Source organism: Bacteroidota bacterium, from assembly GCA_016715425.1.
GTDB lineage: Bacteria > Bacteroidota > Bacteroidia > Chitinophagales > BACL12 > JADKAC01.
The window spans coordinates 253,386-275,916 of record JADKAC010000003.1; the positions used below are offsets into that span (position 1 = coordinate 253,386).

Sequence of the window (22,531 nt, forward strand, 5' to 3'; positions counted from 1 at the left end):
AAAATGAGTATAGAGCAGAATAATAAACCCAAACCGCAGGGGAATAAAAAATTTAATTTTTACTGGATATATGGTGCAATTGCCGTATTCCTGATTTCCCTTCAATTTTTCCCATTTGGCGGAAGCCCTGTTAAACTGAATGATTTACAAAAGTTGAATCAGGAAATGTTGCAACCGGGAGATATAGATCGCATTGAAATAGTGAACGATAAGTTTGCTGAGATTTATATCAAAGAAGACAGGTTAACTAAAGACTTGTATAAAAATGATAAAGTGCCTGAAACAGGTCCACAGTATGAAATGGAAGTGGGCGTTTCCGGACAATTTGAAAACCGTCTTGCCGAATTTCAAAAAGAGACTTCCGAGCAGGATAAAATTTACGCTACACATGTTACTCGCCGTGATTGGGGGCCAACTATTATCAGTTGGTTATTGCCATTATTTTTATTAATCGCTGTGTGGTTGTTTGTAATGCGTCGTGTTACCGGAGGTGGAGGCATGGGCGGAGGCGGACAGATATTTAATATCGGCAAGTCGAAAGCAAATCTTTATGATAAGGACACCAAGGTAAATGTAACCTTTAATGATGTGGCCGGATTAGATGAAGCAAAAGAAGAAGTGATGGAGGTGGTTGACTTCTTGAAAAATCCAAAGAAATACACTTCCCTCGGTGGTAAAATTCCTAAAGGTGTTTTGCTAGTTGGTTCACCGGGAACAGGAAAAACCTTGTTGGCAAAAGCAATGGCAGGAGAAGCACAAGTGCCTTTCTTCAGTATCTCCGGATCCGATTTCGTGGAGATGTTTGTTGGTGTGGGTGCAAGCCGTGTGCGTGATCTGTTTAAACAAGCCAGAGAAAAAGCACCTTGTATTATTTTTATTGATGAGATAGATGCTATTGGTCGTGCTCGTGGAAAAAACATGATGCAAAGCAATGATGAAAGAGAAAATACATTGAATCAATTATTGGTGGAAATGGATGGTTTTGGAACAGATAAAGGAGTAATCATTCTTGCTGCAACCAACCGCCCTGATGTATTGGATCCGGCATTGTTGAGACCCGGTCGTTTTGATCGTCAGATATCTATTGATAAGCCGGACTTAAACGGCCGAGAGCAAATATTTAAAGTGCATTTGAAACCGGTGAAAGTTTCAGAAAATGTAGATCCGATGAAACTTGCTTTACAAACTCCGGGATTTGCCGGAGCTGAAATTGCAAACGTTTGTAATGAAGCGGCATTAATTGCAGCTCGTCGTGGAAAAAAGTTCGTGGAGATGCAAGATTTTAATGATGCTATTGACAGAGTAATTGGTGGATTGGAGAAAAAGAATAAACTCATCTCTCCTGATGAGAAAAAAATTATCGCTTACCATGAAGCCGGCCATGCTATTTGTGGTTGGTATTTAGAACATGCAGATCCATTGGTAAAAGTATCTATTGTACCTCGTGGAGTTGCAGCATTGGGCTATGCGCAATATATGCCGAAAGAACAATTTCTTTATACCACCGAGCAACTCAATGATATGATGTCAATGACTTTAGGTGGCAGAGCTGCGGAGGATATCATTTTTGGAAGAATAAGTACAGGTGCTCAAAACGATTTGGAGCGCATTACAAAAATGGCGTATGCAATGGTTACTGTGTATGGTATGAATGCCCGCATCGGACATATTTCTTTTAATGATCCGCAACAGGATTATCGTTTTGCAAAACCTTATAGCGAAGAATTAGCGAAGGCAATTGATGAAGAGGTGCGCAAAATTATTGATGCGGCTTATATCCGTACTAAAAAATTATTGACGGAGAAAAGACCTCAGTTGGAATTGGTGGCGCAGGAATTACTTTCCAAGGAAATTATTTATAAAGCAGACTTAGAAAGGCTAATTGGTGATCGCCCGTTTGAAGAACATAAAATGCATGAGGATCTTTCGAAGGTGAAAGTGGAAAAGGATCCCGAAACGGGAGATATCATTGTGGAGCATATTGATGAAGTGAAAGAGGAAGTGAAGTAATTATTTTTTAAAGAATAATAAAAAAAGCTGCATTGTAATTAATGCGGCTTTTTTTATGCGGGGATTCCGGAGATTTCGAACGGAGTGAGAAATAATCCGGAATCTGTTGAAATTTTACGCCGGCATTATTTGTAATTCTCTCGATGAGATTGCTTCGTTCCTCGCAATGACGCACGCCTTGAGTATTAGTCGTTCTCTTGATGATGCAGTCTTGTTCGGTTCTCCGTGGCAGGGGTCCGTCAGCTTCCCCAGCCCATTTGTGGTACTTGGCAACGGTTTCCGGGTTCAAATCCTTGGATGTTTGTTCTTCCTAATAGTATTATTTGCTTCTCGGATTTGCCCCGGAAAGACAACGTGGGGGTAAGGGATTTGCCCCGGCCTGCCTGCGGTAGCAGGAAAGACAGTCGTGGGGGATGGACAGTTTCCGGGTTCAAATCCTTGGATGTTTTGTATTCTTATTGGTGTTTAGTGCTTCTCGGATTTGCCCCGGAAAAGCTTCTTAGAAAGTTTCTTCAGCAATGAAGATTTCTTTTGGCGATCTTCTGCATATTCACCATAACCATAACCATAGCCGTAGCCATAGCCATAACCATAGCCATACGAATAACCATAATTTCCATAGGCAGCGCCACCACCAATGTCATTAATTACAATGGCGAGATTGTCAACGTTATTTGTTTTCTGTATGCGGTTTAATGTTTCAATAAAACCGATGCGACTATAATTTGCACGCAGAATAAAAATGGATAAATCTAATTGTGGCAAAACGGGAATAACATCGGAAACCAAGCCAACGGGTGAGTTATCAATTACCACTACATCGTACATGGTGCGCAATTTTTCAATTACCTCCAATGCTATATCCGAAACAATTAATTCCGCAGGATTTGGTGGAACAGGTCCAGAAGGTATCACATCAAAATGATGCTCCGTATCTGAAAGAATGCATTCTTCAATTGTGTTTTCACCTCTCAATATATTACTAATCCCACGATGATTTTTTACACCTAATGCTCTTGCAATTTTCGGCTTGCGCAAATCAAAATCTATCACAATTACTTTCTTGCCGAGGTTGGCAATTATCTGAGCAATGTTTACTCCGGTAAATGTTTTTCCTTCTCCACTCACGGTTGATGTAATAGCAATTGTTTTACCTCCATCACGAAAGCCATTCAGTTGTTGTGCAATATTAGTCCGCAGCACTCTGAATGATTCTGAAATCATAGACTGTGGATCTTGACTTACCACCACGACAGGCGTAATCATTTTCTCTTTTTTATAATGCGGTAATACACCAAGAATTGGAATATTTGTTTTTGATTCTATATCCGGTACTCCTAAAATTTTATCGTGAGTAATGTATTTGAGATATACAAAACCAAAAGAAAGCAACATACCCGCCATCAATGCAATACCCCAAATTTGCAATCTGTTGGGAGCCACCATTTCTGTTTTATCCGCTCTATCCAAAATCACATAATCGGAAATCATTCCTGCAAGTGTAATTTCATATTCCGATTGTTTTTCCAATAACAACAAGTAATATTTTTCTTTGATATCCGTAAGTCTTGTCAACCGCATAAACTCAGATTCCTGCTCTGGCAATAACAGAAACTGCGCTTCATATTTCTGCTCTTGTTCTGCTAAATATTGCTTGCGCACATTCAGTTTATCCTTTGCATTTACCAATGCCTCTTTAAAATTATTTTTTACATCATTGATTTGCTGATTCACTAATTTAAGTCGTGGATCACCTGCAGCAACACTTAACTCCAGCGCATCTTTTTGTTTTAGTAATTCGGTTAATGTATTAAAGTAAGGCGTGAAATTGTTAAACTTTAAATCACCAAAATATCCGGACAATGCATCCAGATTATTTACTTTATTATTTGTGTAATCCAATAACCATCCTAAACTTTTATCTTCCATCAACACTTCCAACTTCTGCGCATCCAGTTCTCTGAATTTCTCCATCAGATTTTGTTCTGCAATAGAAGGACTTATCAATTGATTATCTCTTTTGAATTCCTTCATGATATTTTCCTGCAGATACAATTCATTTTCCAAGGAGTCAATCTGATCCTGAATAAATTGAATAGTAAGATTTGCACTTTCCGATTTGCGTTTAAAACCATTTTCTACAATAGCATCGGTAATGGTATTAGTCACATCAATTGCACGAGCTCTATTGATATCTTTATACCGCACAAAAATTCTTCCGCCATACGCATTATCCACTTCAATTTTTAAGTTCTCCTTAATCAATTCCCATGCATAGGATTTGGTATTGTTGAGCACAAAATAAGATTTCCCCCAATGCTCTTTTTCCTCTCCGTTGATATCGGACTCGGTAACCATAATATTAAAAGCAGGTGTATTGTATTCTTTATCAAACGAAAAATTAAAATGCTCTTCATTTCCTTTCCATTCATAATTAAGTTGATAATTATCTGCATCATTTTTTTCGATATAAATCTTTTTGCCTATAACTGATGAGTCTAATATATCCGCTTTCACCATATAAGGATTGGCGGTATATTGATCTGCAATTTTTACCCGACCAACACCAAAATAAGAAACCTGAATAGGTAATTTTTCCAATGCTTTTATTTTATAGCCTTTGGATTCTATCAGCATCATTTCTTCATTCAATTTATCTATACTTGCTCCGCCTACAATAATCCCCAGGTCAACACTTTGATTTTTTGACTGATCGGTAAATTGTATATCCGCTCTTGTTTCAAATACCTGAGTACTGTATCGCACCACTAAAAATCCGGTAGTAATTGCAAGCGCAAAAAACACCAGAATCAACCAGCGATTTCCCCATGCAAGCACTAACAACAAACGCCAGTTTAAAGGTGCTTCATCCTCTTCAATATATCCGTTATTGGGTTGTTGATTTTGATTAGACTGCATTATCAATTTTGAAAGGACATGATAAATGAAACTACAAGAATTACAGTGGACACTGCGGTAAATATCGGAGCGAGTTCTCTGAAAAAACCGGCATTCAAACTTGGCTCTAAATAAATAATATCATCTGCTTTTACCAACTTACCTGATTCCATTAAACCCTCTACTGTAGAGAGATCAATCAATGTAATTGTTTGACCTACAGTACCTGCATTGCGAATTAATTTTACCCTGTATGTTCTACTCAAATCAGTAACACCACCTGCCGCTGCTATCGCTTCCATAATAGTCATGTTTTGATTGTTCATCAACACCACTTTGGCATCTTCATTTCCACGATAAACCAACACTCTTCTATTCGTAACCCGCAATTGAATGTATGGACTGATATAATTTTCTTTATACTTTTCTGCAAGTAATAATTCCGCTTCACGTTCTGTCAATCCGAATAAATTCACCTGACCAATCATCGGCAGATAGGCAACACCATTTGCATTTACATCGTAATCAAGTGCCATGTCCTGAATACGGGTAGAGCCTCCGGCATTTGTATAAATAATCGGATCAATTAATTTATAACCGTTGTTTGAAAAAATCAATAATTCAAATCTATCACCTGGACGAATGCGATAATCATTGGGTAATGAATCCGTAAGTGTGGTGTAGGGATAATCCTTCTCTGAGGTATATAATTTACTTGGATTAAGTAAGCGACATGAACTTGCAGATACAGCAAGAAAAATTAAAAGTAGAAGATAATTTCTGTGCTTAGATAATCCGTGAAATTTTGAATAATGATTTGAATTCAAAATAGATATTTGCTCTTGTTGATTGGGTTAAAACTGGAATTACGCAAAAATGCAAAAAGTAGGGCGGTTTAGGTAATTAGTTGTGCGCATGGCTGTGGGTTTAGTGAATAATGGGTATGCAATTACGCCGACCGCACTAATGAAAGCGGTTTAATATCCATCCATTCATAATGGGAATTATTGCTGATGAATTCAGGAACCATTTTTTTAAGTGCCTTCACTAATTTTTCAGCATCATTTTCATCATAGGCATGTTTCAATTCATCAATGCAATGTATAATATGATGATTGTCCACATCACGCACGGAAGCAATCATGATTTTTGGATTATCTGTTGGCAATGCATTTTCCAAATCACCGAGTAATTCCTCATGCAGTTTTTCACCCGGTCTTAATCCCACAATTTTAATGGCAATATCTTTATCAGGAATAAAACCCGAAAGAGTAATCATCTTTCTGGCGAGGTCATAAATTTTTACCCTCGCCCCCATATCAAACATAAATATTTCACCGCCATTACCAATTGCAGAGGCTTCAAGCACTAATTGACATGCTTCGGGAATTGTCATAAAAAAACGGGTGATGTCTTTATGAGTAAGTGTAACAGGTCCACCCTTTTCTATTTGTTTCATAAACAGCGGAATTACCGAGCCATTGCTGCCAAGCACATTTCCAAAGCGGGTTGTAATAAACCGTGTTTTATATTCCGGATGTTGTGCTGCCTGATTCTGTACATATATTTCCGCCGCTCTTTTTGTAGCACCCATTACATTGGTAGGATTCACTGCCTTATCGGTACTAATAAAAATAAAACGATCTACATCGTAAGCCATACTTAAATCCACCAGATTTCTTGTTCCGAATAAATTACACCATACTGCTTCCAATGGATTTTTTTCCATGAGAGGCACATGCTTATATGCTGCGGCATGATATACTAAATCGGGCTGATAAATTTGAAAAATCTTGGTGATTTTTGGCAGGTTGGTAATATCGCAAATCTGATAATGGAGGTCGAAATGAAAATCGAGTTTCATATTTTGTATTTCCATTTCCAAATCATACATCGCTGTTTCTGCCTGATCAATTAATACAAGTGTTACCGGTTCGTATTGTAAAAGTTGACGCACAATTTCACTGCCGATAGAACCCGCAGCTCCTGTTACCATTACCACTTTATTGCGCACCCGTCTGCTGATTAAAGGCAGATCTAATTTAATAGCATCACGACCTAACAGATCTTCAATATTCACATTTCTAATCTGCTTAAAACTAAAGCCGCCATCAATCCATGCATTTAACGGTGGTATATGTCGCACCCGCAAATTGCATTCAAGACACATTTCTATTATCTGACTTTTTTTGGAAACACTTAAATCAGGAATGGCAATAATCAATTCATCAACGGCGAGTTTCAATGCGGTACTGCATAATTTTTCACTGGGTTTAAGTACGGGAATATCGTTTATTGATTTACCAATTTTTTGCACATCATCATCTAAAAAAGCAACTACTTTATGTTTATGCGCAGTGTCTGCTTCCAACGCATTTTTAGTGATGATACCACTATATCCGGCGCCGTAAATAATTACCCGCTTCTCATGCATCTTGGTGCGAATGGCATTTTGATAAACCAGTTTTATAAAAAATCTACTGCCTGCAAGAAATACAAATGTGAGAAGGGCATGAATAATAATTACTGCGAGAGGAATGATATTATCATTGCTTAAAGGAAGAAAACGCAGGGCAATAGAAATACAAACTAAAATACTGGCAGCCGATAATGTGGCTTTCAATAATTTTTGCAAATCCGATAAACCGGTGTGGCGAATAATTCCCGCATAGGAGCTAAAAAATAAATATGCAATTGTATAGGCGATAGTAGCCTGAAAAAGATGTTCTTGAAGTTTAATTACTTGAACGGAGCCTAACTTAAAATTGAAGCGCAATAAGTAAGCAATCATGAAAGCACATATGGTAATAAAAATATCGAAGGCAAGCACTATCCATTTAGAAAGTAAACGGTTAGAGTATTGTTTTACTAAGTATTTCTGAAAGTACTGAATCATTACGGGATCTTGTTCTTCATAGCCGTTTGCCGCTCGGCGGTAAATTTCTATGTTTTAATAAAATAAAAGTAAGGCTAATTGTCAACATTATGTAACCTAAGGGATGATAAAAGTGACAATGATTGGAAAAAGGGGTTTTAAGAAGGATTTTTTTGGTATTGTTTAGTTCTCTGTGGCAACGGTTTCCGGGTTTCCCCAGTACGGTCATTCCGGGATTCTGCCCCGATAATTATCGGGACAGAAGACCCGGAATCTGTTGAAGTTTTACGCAGTCTTGTTCTGTTCTCCGTGGGTACGGAATCCGTTGCCTTTTCCCCCCAGCCCATTCGTGGTTCTTGGCAACGGTTTCCGGGTTCAAATCCTAATGTGTTTGTTTTTATTAAGGGTATTCCTTCTCGGATTTGCCCCGGAAAAATTACTTTTATATATGCTCGTTCAAGCGACATACTATGTTTATATAATCACCAATAAAAATAATTCTGTCTTATACATTGGAGTTACCAATTCAATTAGGAGACGTGTGTATGAACATAAAACCAAGCACAATAGAAACTCCTTTTCAGCAAGATATAATTGCAATAAATTAATTTACTACGAAATGTTTGAGGTGATGGATACTGCAATTGCCAGAGAGAAAGAACTCAAGAAATGGCAACGCAATTGGAAGGAAGATTTGATTAATACATCAAATGCGGAGTGGAATGATTTGGCGAAGGACTGGTATGAGGGGGAGTGAAAGTCACCCCATCACTCTCTTCACCACCTCCACCACTCTCTCCAAATCCGAGGGGGATAAATTACTGCCGCTGGGTAAACACAAGCCATGTTCAAATAATGTTTCTGATAATTTTTCGCCGAAATACAAGGCATCTTTAAACACGGGTTGCAGATGCATGGGCTTCCACAGCGGACGACTTTCTATATTTTCTTTTTCTAATGCAAGTCGGATATCTTCTCTTGTTTTGCCCTGCGTTTTTTTCGGATCTACTAAAATTGTGGTTAACCAACGATTCGAAAAACTTCCTTCGGGTTCTGCTAAAAAAGAAATGCCTGTTATTTCTTGCAATGCATTTTTATAATATTCAAATACTGTCCTTCTCTGCGCAACACGATCATCAAGCACTTCCATTTGTCCACGCCCGATGGCAGCACAAACATTGCTCATGCGATAATTATATCCCACTTCCGAATGCTGATAATGTGGTGCAGGATCACGAGCTTGTGTTGCTAAAAATCTTGCTTTATTAATCCATTTTTCATTATCACTTATCAATGCACCTCCACCGGAAGTTGTAATTATTTTATTGCCGTTGAAAGAGAGAATTCCGAAATGTCCGAATGTGCCGCAAGCTTTTCCATTATAGGTAGAACCCAAAGCTTCCGCCGCATCTTCAATTACTTTTATACCATGCTGATTTGCGAGTTTCATTATCGCTTCCATCTTAGCGGGCATACCATATAAATGGACAGGAATAATTGCCTTTGGTTTTTTTCCTTTTGTCAAACAATATTCAATAGCATGATTCAACCAAACAGGATCCATATTCCAGGTATCTTTTTCTGAATCTATAAACACTGGTGTTGCTCCTTGATATAAAATCGGATTGGCAGATGCAGAAAAAGTAAAGGAAGAACAGATAACAAAATCACCGGGCTTCACTCCCAACATAATTAAAGCGAGATGAATTGCTGCTGTTCCCGAACTGAGTGCTGCGGCATATTTACTTCCTGTGTAATCGGCAAGTTGTTTTTCAAAACCATCTACATGCGGACCGAGCGGTGCTATCCAATTTGTTGCAAATGCTTCTTGCACATATTGCAATTCTTTTTCACCCATGTGTGGTGATGATAGCCAGATTTTATTTGACATTGTTTTTTGTTTTATGGTGTGTGTGTGAATTCCCCCAGTACAGTCATCGGAGCTTTCGAACGAAGTGAGAAAGAATCCGGAATCCGTTGCCTTCCTCCCCTAGCCCATTCGTGGTTCTTAGCAACAGTTTCCGGGTTCAAATCCTTGGATGTTTGTTTTTATTAAGGGTATTCCCTTCTTGGATTTGCCCCGGCCTGCCTGCCGGTAGGCAGGAAAGACAGTCAAGGCGATACCACTCTCCCCGGTACACCAACAACCACACAATTATCACCCACATTTTTAGTAACCACTGAGCCGGCACCTATCTTACTCCATTTACCAATTGTAATTCCGGGAAGTATTACTGCTCCTGTTCCTATCAATACGCCTTCACTAATTTTTACATTTCCTGAAATATGTACGCCCGGCATTATAGAAACAAAATCTGCAATGCGCACATCATGACCTATTGTTGCATTCAGATTTATTACCACCTGATTGCCGATATGAATTCCTGTTGTGCCGGTTACACCTTTGCAAATAATACATCCTCTTCCTATGGTATTATTATTTCCCAAAGTAGAATCTGGATGGATAATATTGATATAATTTGCAGACTGTAATTTAGAATGAATTTGTTTTCTTGCCGACGTATTTGCAATGGCAATTACACAATGCATATCTTCAGCATACATGGTATGCACCGGATAGTCATCACATGTTGTTAGCTCCGCATTATCGTCAATAAATCCCTTTACCGAAATCACATCCCTCAAACTTTGTGTTAACCACAATACTTCTCTGCCAAATCCTCCGGCGCCATATATCCAGAGATTAATCATGCTTAATTATTTTTCCCGGAACACCAACCATTTTAGATTCCGGTAATACATCATTTATAATCATTGTTTGTCCGCCGATTACAGAGTGTTTACCAATGCGAATATTTTGTTTTGTAGAAACTCCGATTCCTACATTCACTGCTTCTTCAATAAATGTAAATCCTGCTAGATTAACTCCGGGTGCAAGTGATGAGAATTTTGAAACAGTACAATTATGACCAATAGCGCAATTCATATTCATTATTACAAAATCTTCAATCACCGATTCATAATTGATAGAAACACCGGGATAAAGAATAACACCTTTACCTACAGAAACACTTTGATAACCATGCTTTATTCGCAACAAAAGAAGGGAATACATTTCCGTTATTTTTTATCTTATCAAACACTTTTCTTTTTGCATTGGGATAACTAATTCCAATTGCTACGGCAACATCTTTATGCATTGTAAATAGATGTTCTACATTTCCAATTACTTTCAATCCATAGAATTCTTTCCCTAATTTATTTCCATCATCATCTAAAAAACCAATCAGGTTATATTGCTCTTCAAATAGATTCTGATTATAAACCAAAAAGCCACCAACATTTCCTGCACCGATAATTATTAAGTCTTTCATTCTAAAAATATTTCAAGCTCTTTTTTCAATCCTTTTTTCACAGGCAATTGCCATAGTAATTTACACCAATTATGATTCCCTTCAACTAACTGCGGACCATCATTGCTAATTGCCACATCCCATCCTATTGATTTATTTTCCGGATGTGCGGCAGCAGCTTTTGTAATCATTTCCAACGTCTCTTTCCAAAAAGGAATTTGAAATCCTATAATTTCTATTCCTGTTATTGGATGTGTTGTAAAATCTTGTTTTGTAATATCACTATAAACTGCAGAGCCAAAAAGTTTTCCTGTTTTCAAATCAATTGGTGCGGCTGCATTTCCTGCCGCCATATTATCTACATGAGAATTTATAGAGATGCGTAATCTTGCTCCAATGATAATTACTTCACTGCCTTTAATCTGAGTTATTACCCTTATTGTATTTAAACCCGAAGGAGATAATGCCATTAACTTATCATGTTGAATTATAAACTGTTCTATCAGATCATAATTATTAGCAATCATGTAGGTTAATAATGTTTCATAATTAAAATCTTTTGTTGAAACAATTTCTACTTCAGCACCTACCTGACCCATTGCATTTTTAAGTACTAGTAAATAATTATGGACAGATAATAATTCTTCTGCAATGTTCTTATTGTTTTTTATTTCTTCAATAGAGGCAGACAATCTATTGGTAAATGTTTTATATGCTTTTAAAAATAAAATTTTATTCTCTAAAATATTTCTTGATTCTTTTGGGTTCATCTTTAACTGATACTCATACATAAAACCGGTTCCTGCATACAATAGTCTTTCAGATTTTTTTAGCGCAAAGAATTTAAAGTAGTAATAATCCAATAATGAAATATTATATCTGAATGTAGAATCTATAGCATCAATAGTTTGAGATAAATAAGATTTTTTATAATTATTTTTTACATACTTCTGAAAGCGACGTATTTTCTTTAGGTCTAATTCCTTCAAATAATAAATAAAAAAGATAAAGCGATTAATCATTAATTTTTTCCGTTAAATGGCATCATTGGTCTTTCTGCCGATTGATTAACTCCCTCTCGTTTAATTACCTTAATCAATGTCATCCAAAATATTTTTATATCTAAGCACAGTGAAATATTATCTACATAATACACATCCAGATTAAACTTCTCATTCCAACTAATACTGTTTCTGCCATTCACTTGTGCCCAACCTGTAATGCCCGGTCTTACAAGATGTCGTCTGCGTTGTTCATCGGAATACAATGGAATGTATTTATATAACAATGGTCGTGGACCAATTAAACTCATATCACCGGTTAATACATTCCATAACTGCGGCAATTCATCAATAGAAGTTTTACGAATAAATTTTCCAAATGCTGTAAGTCGTTTATTATCGGGTAATAAATCTCCATTGGAATCTTTGTTGTCATTCATGGATTTGAATTTTACAATACGGATTTTCTTTTCCATATAACCGGGACGATCCTGACGAAAGAAGATGCTTTTGTTATTGGTGAAGTAGAGAATTATTGAAACTATTAAAAGCAAAGGCGAAAGCAAAAGCAAAAGAAATACTGCTGCTAAAAAATCAATTGCATATTTAATGAAGTGTTGATACATTAGGATTTATACTGAGGAGATATAGTAGATGGCTTTTCATTTTTAAACCGCATTTTTTCTTTTTGCCTTGATGCAAAAAGAAACAAAAAAATCAAGACTGTATAAAAACCTGCCTACCGGACAGGCAGGCAAGCAGCAAAATTTTATAAGGTCATTTTCGCTTCGATCAAAATTTTCTAGATACATAACATTTACCCAAAGAACTAGGATGTTCATCGGCCTTACAGGATTTCTGTAGAATTCAAGCAAGGGAATTTTGTGTATTGGCATTTGTAGGAAGCAATACAGAAGTGAAGCGCAGCGAAACGGCTTGTATTGCGCCGCAAAAATTCACTTGTGTAGAATTCAAAGAAGTACTGTACAGCCTTGAATTTCTTTGGTTCTTTCTTGTTTCAAGACAAGAAAGATCACGCAAATTTTTTACATTTCTTGTTGAATTCAATTCAAATGTATTATTCAATTATTAATTTTTACTCTCCCGAATTATTTCCACAAGCTCTGCAGCAGAAATAAATTCCACATCCGGCCAACGCTTTACAATTTGTTGTAATAATGACTTTAATGCGGCTAATCCTGTTTCCCGATTTTTAGAATCTATATGACCACAAAAATTTACTCTGTGCGAACTGATATTCGCAGGTTTATTCCATCGGAATGCTGCCGCTATTTGTTGCATTGTAAAATCTACCCAATCAATATTTCTATTATCAGTTGGTTCAAAAACTACATTGCGCACTAAGGTGATTTTATTATTTTTTTTAATGCCGGTTGTATTCCATTGTCGTTTGTATTTGCTATTTCCCAAATGTTGCATTGCGGTGAATGGTTTATCAATTGCCTGAATTCCATTTTCCCATAAGACATGTTCTAACGATGGATGAAATTGTTGTGCGGGTGGAGTAAATACAGTAGCACGATAACCATATACTTTTTCAAATGCATCTAATCCTGACTTAATAATTTCAGGATAGGTTTTTAAATCTTCAACATCCTGAAATGCAAATGCTGCGGTATAACTTTTAATGTTATAGCCTTTTGTATTTATTGAAGTGTAGGAATTGTTTTTTAATGCGGCAAGAATATCTGCGTCTTTGTTTTTTAATTTCTGATGAAACACTTTTAAATTTAAATGTTCTCTGCCGTGAAATTGTGGAGCCATTAATCCTGTTGCAATGCCTTGCTGCCATAATTCCCATGCACCTGAATATGCATCCGCTTGTTGTGTTGTTAGTTTTTTATAAGTCTCCGGCAACAATTCATAAGCATATTCTGAAAAATTATTTGCCGCCATTTTTTCAAATGCAATATTGCAGGATAATGCATAAGGTGTAAATACTGCTGACTTATTATTCTTGTCTTTTATGGAGGATAATGTTGCATACAGTAATTGCAAATCTTCTCTTGTCTCCAAAGTATCATAGGCATCAAAGCGAGAAGAATTTTTCAATCCTGCTGTATCTAATTGTTCTCTTGCTTCTTTAGAATCTAAACGCACATTACCGTAATCATCTACAGAAAATAAAATGAGTTTTTTGTTGGTTTTCCAACCGAGGAGATTTTTAAATGCATTTTTAATCTGTGTTATCATTTAGGAAAAACAAAAACACATAATTAAAATAAATCATCCTTCACATTTATCAATATCTATTTTTTGAATCAAGCCTTCAAATAAAAAGAATAAATTTCATCCATCTTTTTCAAAGAATTATCAATTACAAATTCTTGAGCTTTTCTATAAGCGTTTTGAGACATCTTACTATAGAGTTCGGGATTATTATAAATTTCTAAAACATAATTTATAAATGAGGCACTATCATTTTGTTTAAACATAAAACCATTTATTCCATGCTCAACCATTTCTTTATGACCTCTATCTTCTGAAGCTACTATTGGTATTGCACAAAGCATTTCTTCTGCCAAACCCAAGCCTAATCCTTCTTGTTTACTTGTTGACACTCCTAAATCTGAAATATTTGCAAGTATGCCAGTATCATCACGCCAACCAAGAAATTCAACCTTGGAAGAAATATCAAGTTGAGCAGCAAGATTTTTCATTTCAGTAAAGAGCATACCTGTTCCTACCAGAATTAATTTAGCGGATGGAACATTTATAGATATCGCCTTAAATGAATTCAATAAGAACTCATGATTTTTCTAGGAATAAATTCAGCAATATATAATAGAATAAAATCATCTTTTGAATACCCATAGTTTTCTTTATGTAACATTTTTCTTCTTTGGGCATTTTATAAAATTTCTTATTATTTACTCCAATGCCCTTTATTTGAAATGTATATTTATTTAAGAAATATTTTTTTGTTATTAAATAATCTTCAGTATTAATTAAAATAATAGCATCAGTTAAAAAAAGATAATGCCCATTCAATTGGAAAAACAAAGTCCATAATTTTAATGGCCCACCTTTATAAAAATGATATCCATGAGCAGTATATAAAATTTTTGTTTTTCCAAAAAATTTTTGAAAAGCACCAGCAATTCTTGTTAAAGTTGAAATAACTGGAGTATGACAATGAATTAGGTCATATTTCTGTTTTTGTATTATCTTAAATAAAATCCAAAATGATTTTATATTGCTAAACCTAAAAGGGTTTCTTTCAAAGGATAATTCAAATTCCTTATCTGCCATTTCAAAATCAATTTCACCCCTTTTTTCATAGGCTAAATGGACAGTATAACCTTTCTCTTTCAGTAGTTTAAGATATGGCAAATGAAATGTCCTAAGATGAATATCAGAAGTTGCTGTATATAATACCTTCAAAGCAGTTTTATTTAAAACCTGATTCCGTTAGAAACTTCTGATAGAAATTATTCCTTCGATTTTCAAGAACCTCATATTGATAATCCTTTGCCCTTGCAAAATTATCTTGAGCTGACTTTATCATCCAGACAGTATTTACATTTTGTAAAATTCCTTGAATAGCCGAAATATCTCCGGCTTTGAATATACTTTCTTCACTTAATAATTCCGGAATACCTGCAATATTAGAACCCAAAGCAGGGCATGCAGTACTCATTGCTTCTACTAAAGCTCTCGGTAATCCTTCCTGCTTACTTGGTTGAATATAAATATCAATTTTATTTAAAAAATCTAAAATATTTTCATGCTTTAACGGACCATTAAATTTAACTTGATCTTGTAAACCTAATTTTGAGGTAAGATGGCGCAAATAAGAATCATCTCCTTGACCCACTAAATGATAATTGAATTTAATTCCTTTCTTCTTCAAAGCATGTAAAGCACGAATTACGTATTGTTGACCTTTATATTTTACATTCATTGAGGCCACTGTGCCTAATACGAATGGTTGCGTATTTTCTTTAGAATTAATCTTGTGAATTCGATTTAATAATGCAGTATTATTAATATTGTTTAAGTGCACATCAGAGCAAGCTACAGACGAACCTTTAGTAGGATATCTTTTCTGAAGAAATTTCTCCGTTACATATATTGTATAATCCAATTTATAAGCTACCTTTTTTAATGAATAAAGTTTATAGTGAGCAATCAATTTGCCTTTCCAACTATAATTCCAATATCCATCAAATGTACAAGCCACCATTTCAGCCAATAATGGCTTATCATATTTTTAGTAAACTTAGTAGCAATAACCCTTGGCAGCACTTGGTAATCTCACAATAATTATATCATGTTGTATAATTGCTTCTTCAATAATTCTACTTGCTTTATTAACATTTAAAAAATATTTACTAAATGACTTGAAATTTGGAATTTCAATTACTTCAACTTTTTTGAAGCGATTCTTGTTAATTCTTTTTTTCGGCTTCGCCAGCTTTACCACCCTCATTACGATTGTAACAAAAATCTCCTAATTTTAAATACTGCTCAATTAATTTATCCGTAAAATGGACGCTATAGTATTGCCCTTCGCTATCAATATACAAAGGTCCATCATGTACAAATAATACTCTACGATTTTTCATTTTTAATTATTATTCTTTTGCCATAAGATATATTTATCATTCTATTTTATTATTATTAAAAGATTTAAAATTACCCTTAGCTTTTAGTTGAAGTACAATTGTAATGGCTTAAAGCATAGTTCAATCATTAAGTACTTTTTGGAATTCGAAAAATCTTTTTCAACATCAAATTGATCTTTGGAAAATCTGAATGCATATAGCCCTCTATCTCAATTTGATTATTTAAAATTTCTTTGAAAATAGTGATAAATGAATCTATGGCAAATGGATCAATTAGTTTGTCATAAAAACTATGTGGTGTTGCTTCTTTTATAGCATCTATGTTTGATGCTATTATAGGTAACCCTGCTATCATTGCTTCAATCAATGCGTTTGGCTGACCTTCTGTTATGGAAGGAAAAAGAATATATCCATCATACAATACACATCTCCGATTATGTCAGATACGCCTAAACAATAGCAATATTTTGTAATCCCATAATAATCCAATCTTTCCTTGAATGCAGTTGAATCTGTTCCCAATCCACAAAAAAGAAAATATATGTTTGGCTGTAATTGACAAACCACTTTAGCTACTGCAAAAATTGTCTCATGATTCTTTGCAGGATCATAACGTCCTACATGTCCAATTATAATTGCATCATTGGGAATATCATTTTCGAAACGCAATGCTGATTTATTTTTGGATGAAATCAGTAGTTTAGATTCGACACCATTCCGAATAATTTTAAATCTCTTATCTCTATTTTCACGGCCAGGAAAAAAATTAGTAAATGCAGATTTAGAATTTGAAAGAATATGAGTTGCAAATAATAAAATTAACCTACCGGATAAATAATGATATAATCTTTTTAGGAATGTTAATTCAAATGCCGGAGTTGATCGTCTATAAAAAACAATTCGTTTTTCCACCCCAGCAATCCAGGCAAGCACCATTAAAACCCCTCCGAAATTTCCATGAAATGCAACTATTCCACTTATATTTTCTGATTTAAAATATCTTAAAACAAAATACCATTTTCTTAAGTTGAAGTATCCTGTTGATTTTAAAATAATTGGAATTCCGGCAGAGATAAATTTTTCATACATAGTGCCTTTCTTTTCAGAAATAGACCATACTTGAACTGGTATTTTCATCTTCTGTATAAAGCGGTAAACATAATTTTCGGAGCCTCCCGGATCTGTTGTAGGTATAAAAATATACATCGTTTCAATATAAATAATATTTAATCTGTATAACGACTTATGATTATCAAACCAAAAATTTAATAATTGAATTGCTAATTTTTATAACTATCCAAAATTAAATGTGCCAATTCTTCAGTACTAAGGAACTCAACATCAGGCCATTTAATTAATATTTTTTTGATTAAAGAATTGAACTCAATTAAATTATTCTCTCTATTTTGAGTATTTAAACTCCCCATAAAATTTAATCTATGACTACAAATTATTGCCGGTTTCTTCCAAAAAAATGATAACGCAATTTCCTTTAATGTGTTTTCATGACCTAAGCCAGTTAATGCTGGCTCAAAAAAACAATTGCGTATTCCATAAGTTTGTCCATTTCTGTTTATTTGTCCTAAAAAATGCCTGCAATACTTACGCCTTTCACCAGTTTTCATTGGCAATATTTGGAACTTCATTCCTTGTAGATAAACAACGCCCTTACTAGCCAATACTTCATTTAATGCAACACTCCAAATGTAATTATTTGCAATAAAGGATTTAGAATTAAAACTGAACACTTTATAAAATAAATCAAGACCAGTAAGAATTGACTCTTTACATAAATCATGATTTAGTGTATCATAAGTTGCTTGGATATTATTACTAAGCCAAGGAAGTATTTCTTTTCCTAAACCCCATAGTTCTAGATTAAAGGCTTTCCTAAAAACTCCATCTTCTTCACAAAGTAATTTTAACCAATATTCAACATTCACATGCTCTCTACCATGAAATTGAGGATAAAATAGCTTTGAAGCTATTCCTGCGCTATAATATTCCATAACTCTTTCAGATAAGGCATATCTTTTCAAAGTTTCAGTAAAGGGTTCGTAGTAATACCTTTTAAAATTAGAATCATTTATTTTTTTAAAATCAGGATTAGCCATAACCACATTTGCGGTAATAACTGGATGATTGTCTTTCGCATCTTTATGTTTAATTAAAATATTAAACAGCTGCTCCATATCCACATTAGATTCTAGGCTATCAAATCTGCAATATGGATTTTTTCAACTTCGACACCCATACTTTGAAGCTGTTTAAACGCTTTAATTGATGGCATTCTAATACTCCCCAATCATCGCTTTCTATAACTACTATTTTACGTGTAGTTCTAAAGCCTTTATAATTTATAAGTCCATTTCTAATTACCTCATCTAGGTACATATAAGTATTTATAAATCATGAAAATTTTATGAAAATTATTAGAACCTCAAAAAGATAATCAACAACTTTAGAAATCTTTAAGTAACAGGTAGTTCCAGAATTTTAAAAGAAGAAAATTTTAATGATAAATTATTATTTGATAATATCATTAATAGATAAATTTTCACCAAATGTAAGTAGCATTATTAATGGATTTCCAAATATTGTGGTTAATGAAATGGAATAAAGACCTACTCTTAAAGATACTATTATGAACAAAATTAGTATAGGTAAACTTAAAAAATAAGCCTTTTATAGATTTATTAATTTTATAATTATTGAAAAACAAAATTAGAAATGTTAATGAAAATATATGAGAAATTATTAAGAATCTGCCCCCTGATGGAACGCTCTTGCTTAAATTCGAAAAAGCATAAAATAATAGTGTGAAGCTAATTAATCTCAATAAAAAATCTGTCTTTACACCTTTTCTAAATTTTATGTAAGCCAATATTATCATTATTTCTATATATATACTTAGCAGCTTATCATAAAAATCCGCATACCAAACTACATCACTATCATTTTGACGATAATCCAATACCTGATCCTCAATTCGATACCCACGTGTTTTCTCAATAAAATCTACGGGCATGTAGGTTTCAAAATATTTGTTAAATAATTCAATATTGATTGCAGAAACAAATATTGAGATTATAAAAATGCCAAAGTAAATATCTGACCTATTCCCTATAACCATATAAGGTATCAACAACAAGCATGGAAATAAGAAAGAAAAATGGACAAAAAGAGAAATTGAGCAAACCAATATAGTTTGCAATTTCTTCTCCAATTTATATCTAAATATTCCATAGATAAAAATCTGAGCAGCAGTCCACATTCTAAAACCATTTATAAACCAAAAAGGAATTACAAAAGCAAAGCATATTAATAAAATTTTTATAGCTAAATTAACTTTGTTATCAAGGCCATCGATTACAAAGCATAGATTCCGGAGAATAAAAAAAGCCAAATATAATTGCATAGACTGCAGTTAAAACTACTTGACTGTCTGTAAACCTAGAAATGATTATGGCTAATAGTATCCTTAATATATCTATCTCTCCGCTTTCTTCATAAAATCCCAAGCGCTATTAAGCGTAAATTGTTTAGAATGCAAACTTTCCAATTCTGAAACATAATGTACAATATCGGATGAGCTACTTTCTCTTCCAATTGCAAAAGTAAACCCATAAAAAAATAATAAAAACCCATAAAACATTTTTAAATTCCTTTACCCTATAATTCTTAATTGCATATATTAAACTTGCAAGTGGCCAAATAAGAAATAGTGGCCAAACAAAAGGTAGTTTATAACGAATATGAGATTTAATCTTTGACTAGATTTAAAAACTGCTTACAAACATTTTCAATACGGTATTGATCATGATTATTGACTATAAATTTATTATTGTAATTACCAGCTAAGAATTCATTTATAATATCAATATTTAGATTACCTGTTTTTATTGATAAAATTGGTTTATTAATTATTACATAATCGATAAGCTTACTTGGTGTTTGCTTATTACCAACATTTTCAAAGTTTACTACAAAGTCCAATTGCGATAATTCCTGAAGCAATTTTTCACGAGGAACTAATGATTTTAAAATTACCCGCCCCTTAGACTGTTGTAAAAACGGCTCAATTAAATCCGTATTTTTTGTATACACGTAAAATATAAAATCTGTTTTCAAACTCAATATATAAGCGATAAACTCTTTCGGATCTCTTCTGCCTCTAATTAATGTTCCTGCATACCCAAACGTTGGTACATTATCATTATGCTTATCTTCAGTTTTAAAATAAAAATTAAAGTCGAAACCTTGTGGAATTACTTTTATTTTATCTTTAAATTCAGGATAATAAGCACTAATTGCCCCGACTGTTGGTACTGAAACAAAATCGGTTTTTTTCATAAACCATTTCTCTACATACTTAAAATAGAATGGATATTTGAAAGTATCATTTTCTTGCCCCATAAATGGATCTCCGCAATCTGCAATCCAAACCTTTGCTATTTTATTTTTTTGTTTCTTCTTAAAGCAACTCCCCAATGAACAGAATAAGGTACCGCAATGGAAATAAGTAAATCAAAACCCTTTATATTTTTTTAGAGCTTTATTTATCATAAACATATATTGTAGTTCAGGATAGCTAATACTAAGTTGTAAAATTCTTCGTAAAGCTCTCTTAATGTAAAGAAACAAACCTCTACCAACTATGTTTATCGTAGGCCAACTAATAACCCCCATACTTTTAATTTCTATATTAATATCATCGACGTATTTTTGTTGACTCGGGCTTAATTTAGTTGTTAATAAAATAACATTATGGCCTTGTCTTGAAAATTCCTTTACTAATTCCGTTGTACGGAATGCTCTTGGTGAATTATCAGGATAAAATGATCTGGAAATTACTAGAATACTTTTCACAATTCTAATTTTTATAAAAAGTCACTGCACGAAACTCTTTAATTATCCGAGCAGGATTCTCAGCTATAACTAAATTACTTCTATAGCTTTTTGTGTATACACTTCCAGTACCAATTTTGAAATTATCCTTAATCTGCATTTCTAGTCGAATTTTTTTTGATTATTGATATCAAAACATTTTATTATTCAACCTATCTATAAAGTTCAAAAATTTGTTTCACGTGGGGCTACTATACTAAAATGTGAGCTTATTATAGATTGCATTAATGTAGTCCCATAACTTACCTCCCTACAATGAATATAAGATCTTTCTTCAACATTTTAAGGGACATCAATTTTTCACTTAATAAATGATCTAAATTTATCGTAATTATGATGAAGTGAAATATATTCTTGCGCACTTTTACCAAGTTCTACAATTTTAGTTCGATCACTAATCAATCTATATAATTTCTCTTCAAAATCTGCATAACTATAGGACTTAAAATCAATCCATTTTATTATCTTCTACATAACAAGCTGCACCTACATTGTCTGAAACAATTACCGCACAACCACTTGCCATTCCTTCTAATAATGAAAACCCCAAAGTTTCTCTTCGGAAGGCATTAATAAAATATCAGAATTTTCATAATACTGATTCATATTGAAATGCGGGATATTTTTTATAGACTTTAATTTCAATTGCTGAGTTATCTATCAACTCAAATAATTTATTTCCCAAATACAACTGTTCTTCATACCTGATTTTTCTATCCTTCTCAGGATATTCTCCTATAAGAGTTAAGACTCCAGAAAAATTTATTTTTTCCAAGGCAAGCAATACCCAGTCATGACGTTTTAGTGATTGTCTAAATTTACCAACCAATAGAATATTAACTTTATTAGAATTAAAATATTCTTTTCTCTGATTCTCTTCAATAGGATAATTAAATGCTTTTTTATACCATAAATCAATTTTTTTCACCCGTCTAT

At 33.9% G+C, this 22,531-nt stretch carries 24 protein-coding genes; 2 read left to right on the plus strand and 22 right to left on the minus strand.

The genetic code is table 11. The features are described 5' to 3' along the window. Positions 1 to 3 precede the first annotated feature (3 nt). On the plus strand, positions 4 to 2,010 hold the full coding sequence (gene ftsH / locus IPN31_05750) for an ATP-dependent zinc metalloprotease FtsH (GenBank protein ID MBK8681399.1): 2,007 nt from the start codon (positions 4 to 6) through the stop codon (positions 2,008 to 2,010). Between the two features lie 465 nt (positions 2,011 to 2,475). On the opposite strand, the gene IPN31_05755 is transcribed toward ftsH, so the two are convergent. The 3 genes from IPN31_05755 to IPN31_05765 form a co-directional block, all read right to left on the minus strand. Beyond that, a complete protein-coding gene (locus tag IPN31_05755) occupies positions 2,476 to 4,929 on the minus strand; it encodes a polysaccharide biosynthesis tyrosine autokinase (GenBank protein ID MBK8681400.1) in 2,454 nt (817 codons plus the stop codon). Positions 4,930 to 4,931: 2 nt separating this feature from the next. Then, a complete protein-coding gene (locus IPN31_05760) occupies positions 4,932 to 5,735 on the minus strand; it encodes a polysaccharide biosynthesis/export family protein (GenBank protein ID MBK8681401.1) in 804 nt (267 codons plus the stop codon). 122 nt (positions 5,736 to 5,857) lie between these two features. Continuing rightward, the gene (locus IPN31_05765) at positions 5,858 to 7,804 is read right to left on the minus strand and encodes a polysaccharide biosynthesis protein (protein MBK8681402.1); all 1,947 of its coding nucleotides are present in this window, start codon (positions 7,802 to 7,804) and stop codon (positions 5,858 to 5,860) included. A gap of 427 nt (positions 7,805 to 8,231) precedes the next feature. On the opposite strand from IPN31_05765, the gene IPN31_05770 reads away from it, so the two are divergent. Beyond that, complete coding sequence (locus IPN31_05770) at positions 8,232 to 8,540, plus strand: GIY-YIG nuclease family protein (protein ID MBK8681403.1); 309 nt, start codon at positions 8,232 to 8,234, stop codon at positions 8,538 to 8,540. Between the two features lie 3 nt (positions 8,541 to 8,543). Here IPN31_05770 and IPN31_05775 read toward each other — a convergent pair whose 3' ends face one another. From IPN31_05775 to IPN31_05865, 19 genes are all read right to left on the minus strand, one after another. Continuing rightward, positions 8,544 to 9,674 (minus strand): aminotransferase class I/II-fold pyridoxal phosphate-dependent enzyme, encoded by a 1,131-nt coding sequence (locus tag IPN31_05775; GenBank protein MBK8681404.1) that lies wholly within the window; start codon positions 9,672 to 9,674, stop codon positions 8,544 to 8,546. A 221-nt stretch (positions 9,675 to 9,895) separates the two neighbouring features. Then, positions 9,896 to 10,495 carry an acetyltransferase gene (locus tag IPN31_05780; protein MBK8681405.1) on the minus strand — a complete coding sequence of 200 codons (600 nt, stop codon included), beginning with the start codon at positions 10,493 to 10,495 and terminating at the stop codon, positions 9,896 to 9,898. Next, positions 10,488 to 10,859: a serine acetyltransferase gene (locus IPN31_05785; protein MBK8681406.1), complete on the minus strand. Its 372-nt coding sequence runs from the start codon at positions 10,857 to 10,859 to the stop codon at positions 10,488 to 10,490. The genes IPN31_05780 and IPN31_05785 overlap by 8 nt, the downstream gene beginning before the upstream one ends. Continuing rightward, the gene (locus tag IPN31_05790) at positions 10,801 to 11,118 is read right to left on the minus strand and encodes a hypothetical protein (protein MBK8681407.1); all 318 of its coding nucleotides are present in this window, start codon (positions 11,116 to 11,118) and stop codon (positions 10,801 to 10,803) included. Before IPN31_05790 ends, IPN31_05785 begins: the two co-directional genes overlap by 59 nt. Next, positions 11,115 to 12,119 carry a hexapeptide transferase gene (locus IPN31_05795; protein ID MBK8681408.1) on the minus strand — a complete coding sequence of 335 codons (1,005 nt, stop codon included), beginning with the start codon at positions 12,117 to 12,119 and terminating at the stop codon, positions 11,115 to 11,117. The genes IPN31_05790 and IPN31_05795 overlap by 4 nt, the downstream gene beginning before the upstream one ends. Beyond that, positions 12,119 to 12,724 (minus strand): sugar transferase, encoded by a 606-nt coding sequence (locus IPN31_05800; GenBank protein ID MBK8681409.1) that lies wholly within the window; start codon positions 12,722 to 12,724, stop codon positions 12,119 to 12,121. The genes IPN31_05795 and IPN31_05800 overlap by 1 nt, the downstream gene beginning before the upstream one ends. Positions 12,725 to 12,965: 241 nt before the next feature. Then, the gene (locus tag IPN31_05805; protein MBK8681410.1) at positions 12,966 to 13,184 is read right to left on the minus strand and encodes a hypothetical protein; all 219 of its coding nucleotides are present in this window, start codon (positions 13,182 to 13,184) and stop codon (positions 12,966 to 12,968) included. A gap of 3 nt (positions 13,185 to 13,187) precedes the next feature. Beyond that, positions 13,188 to 14,312 (minus strand): hypothetical protein, encoded by a 1,125-nt coding sequence (locus tag IPN31_05810; protein ID MBK8681411.1) that lies wholly within the window; start codon positions 14,310 to 14,312, stop codon positions 13,188 to 13,190. A gap of 68 nt (positions 14,313 to 14,380) precedes the next feature. Beyond that, positions 14,381 to 14,860: a glycosyltransferase family 4 protein gene (locus tag IPN31_05815; protein MBK8681412.1), complete on the minus strand. Its 480-nt coding sequence runs from the start codon at positions 14,858 to 14,860 to the stop codon at positions 14,381 to 14,383. A gap of 7 nt (positions 14,861 to 14,867) precedes the next feature. Continuing rightward, a complete protein-coding gene (locus IPN31_05820) occupies positions 14,868 to 15,503 on the minus strand; it encodes a glycosyltransferase (protein ID MBK8681413.1) in 636 nt (211 codons plus the stop codon). 7 nt (positions 15,504 to 15,510) lie between these two features. Beyond that, positions 15,511 to 16,314: a glycosyltransferase family 4 protein gene (locus IPN31_05825; GenBank protein MBK8681414.1), complete on the minus strand. Its 804-nt coding sequence runs from the start codon at positions 16,312 to 16,314 to the stop codon at positions 15,511 to 15,513. A 196-nt stretch (positions 16,315 to 16,510) separates the two neighbouring features. Beyond that, the gene (locus IPN31_05830; protein ID MBK8681415.1) at positions 16,511 to 16,687 is read right to left on the minus strand and encodes a hypothetical protein; all 177 of its coding nucleotides are present in this window, start codon (positions 16,685 to 16,687) and stop codon (positions 16,511 to 16,513) included. Positions 16,688 to 16,814: 127 nt separating this feature from the next. Next, complete coding sequence (locus tag IPN31_05835) at positions 16,815 to 17,108, minus strand: glycosyltransferase (protein MBK8681416.1); 294 nt, start codon at positions 17,106 to 17,108, stop codon at positions 16,815 to 16,817. Next, positions 17,075 to 17,893, minus strand: a complete 819-nt coding sequence (locus IPN31_05840) for a glycosyltransferase (protein ID MBK8681417.1) — start codon at positions 17,891 to 17,893, stop codon at positions 17,075 to 17,077. Before IPN31_05840 ends, IPN31_05835 begins: the two co-directional genes overlap by 34 nt. 74 nt (positions 17,894 to 17,967) lie before the next feature. Next, a complete protein-coding gene (locus tag IPN31_05845) occupies positions 17,968 to 18,879 on the minus strand; it encodes a hypothetical protein (GenBank protein ID MBK8681418.1) in 912 nt (303 codons plus the stop codon). 365 nt (positions 18,880 to 19,244) lie between these two features. Next, positions 19,245 to 20,105 (minus strand): hypothetical protein, encoded by an 861-nt coding sequence (locus tag IPN31_05850; GenBank protein MBK8681419.1) that lies wholly within the window; start codon positions 20,103 to 20,105, stop codon positions 19,245 to 19,247. A gap of 344 nt (positions 20,106 to 20,449) precedes the next feature. Then, complete coding sequence (locus tag IPN31_05855; protein MBK8681420.1) at positions 20,450 to 21,178, minus strand: hypothetical protein; 729 nt, start codon at positions 21,176 to 21,178, stop codon at positions 20,450 to 20,452. Positions 21,179 to 21,214: 36 nt separating this feature from the next. Continuing rightward, positions 21,215 to 21,556, minus strand: coding sequence for a hypothetical protein (locus tag IPN31_05860; protein MBK8681421.1), 342 nt, complete (start codon positions 21,554 to 21,556; stop codon positions 21,215 to 21,217). Between the two features lie 628 nt (positions 21,557 to 22,184). Further along, positions 22,185 to 22,531: hypothetical protein (locus IPN31_05865; protein MBK8681422.1), on the minus strand; the 347-nt coding region annotated here is incomplete at its 5' end.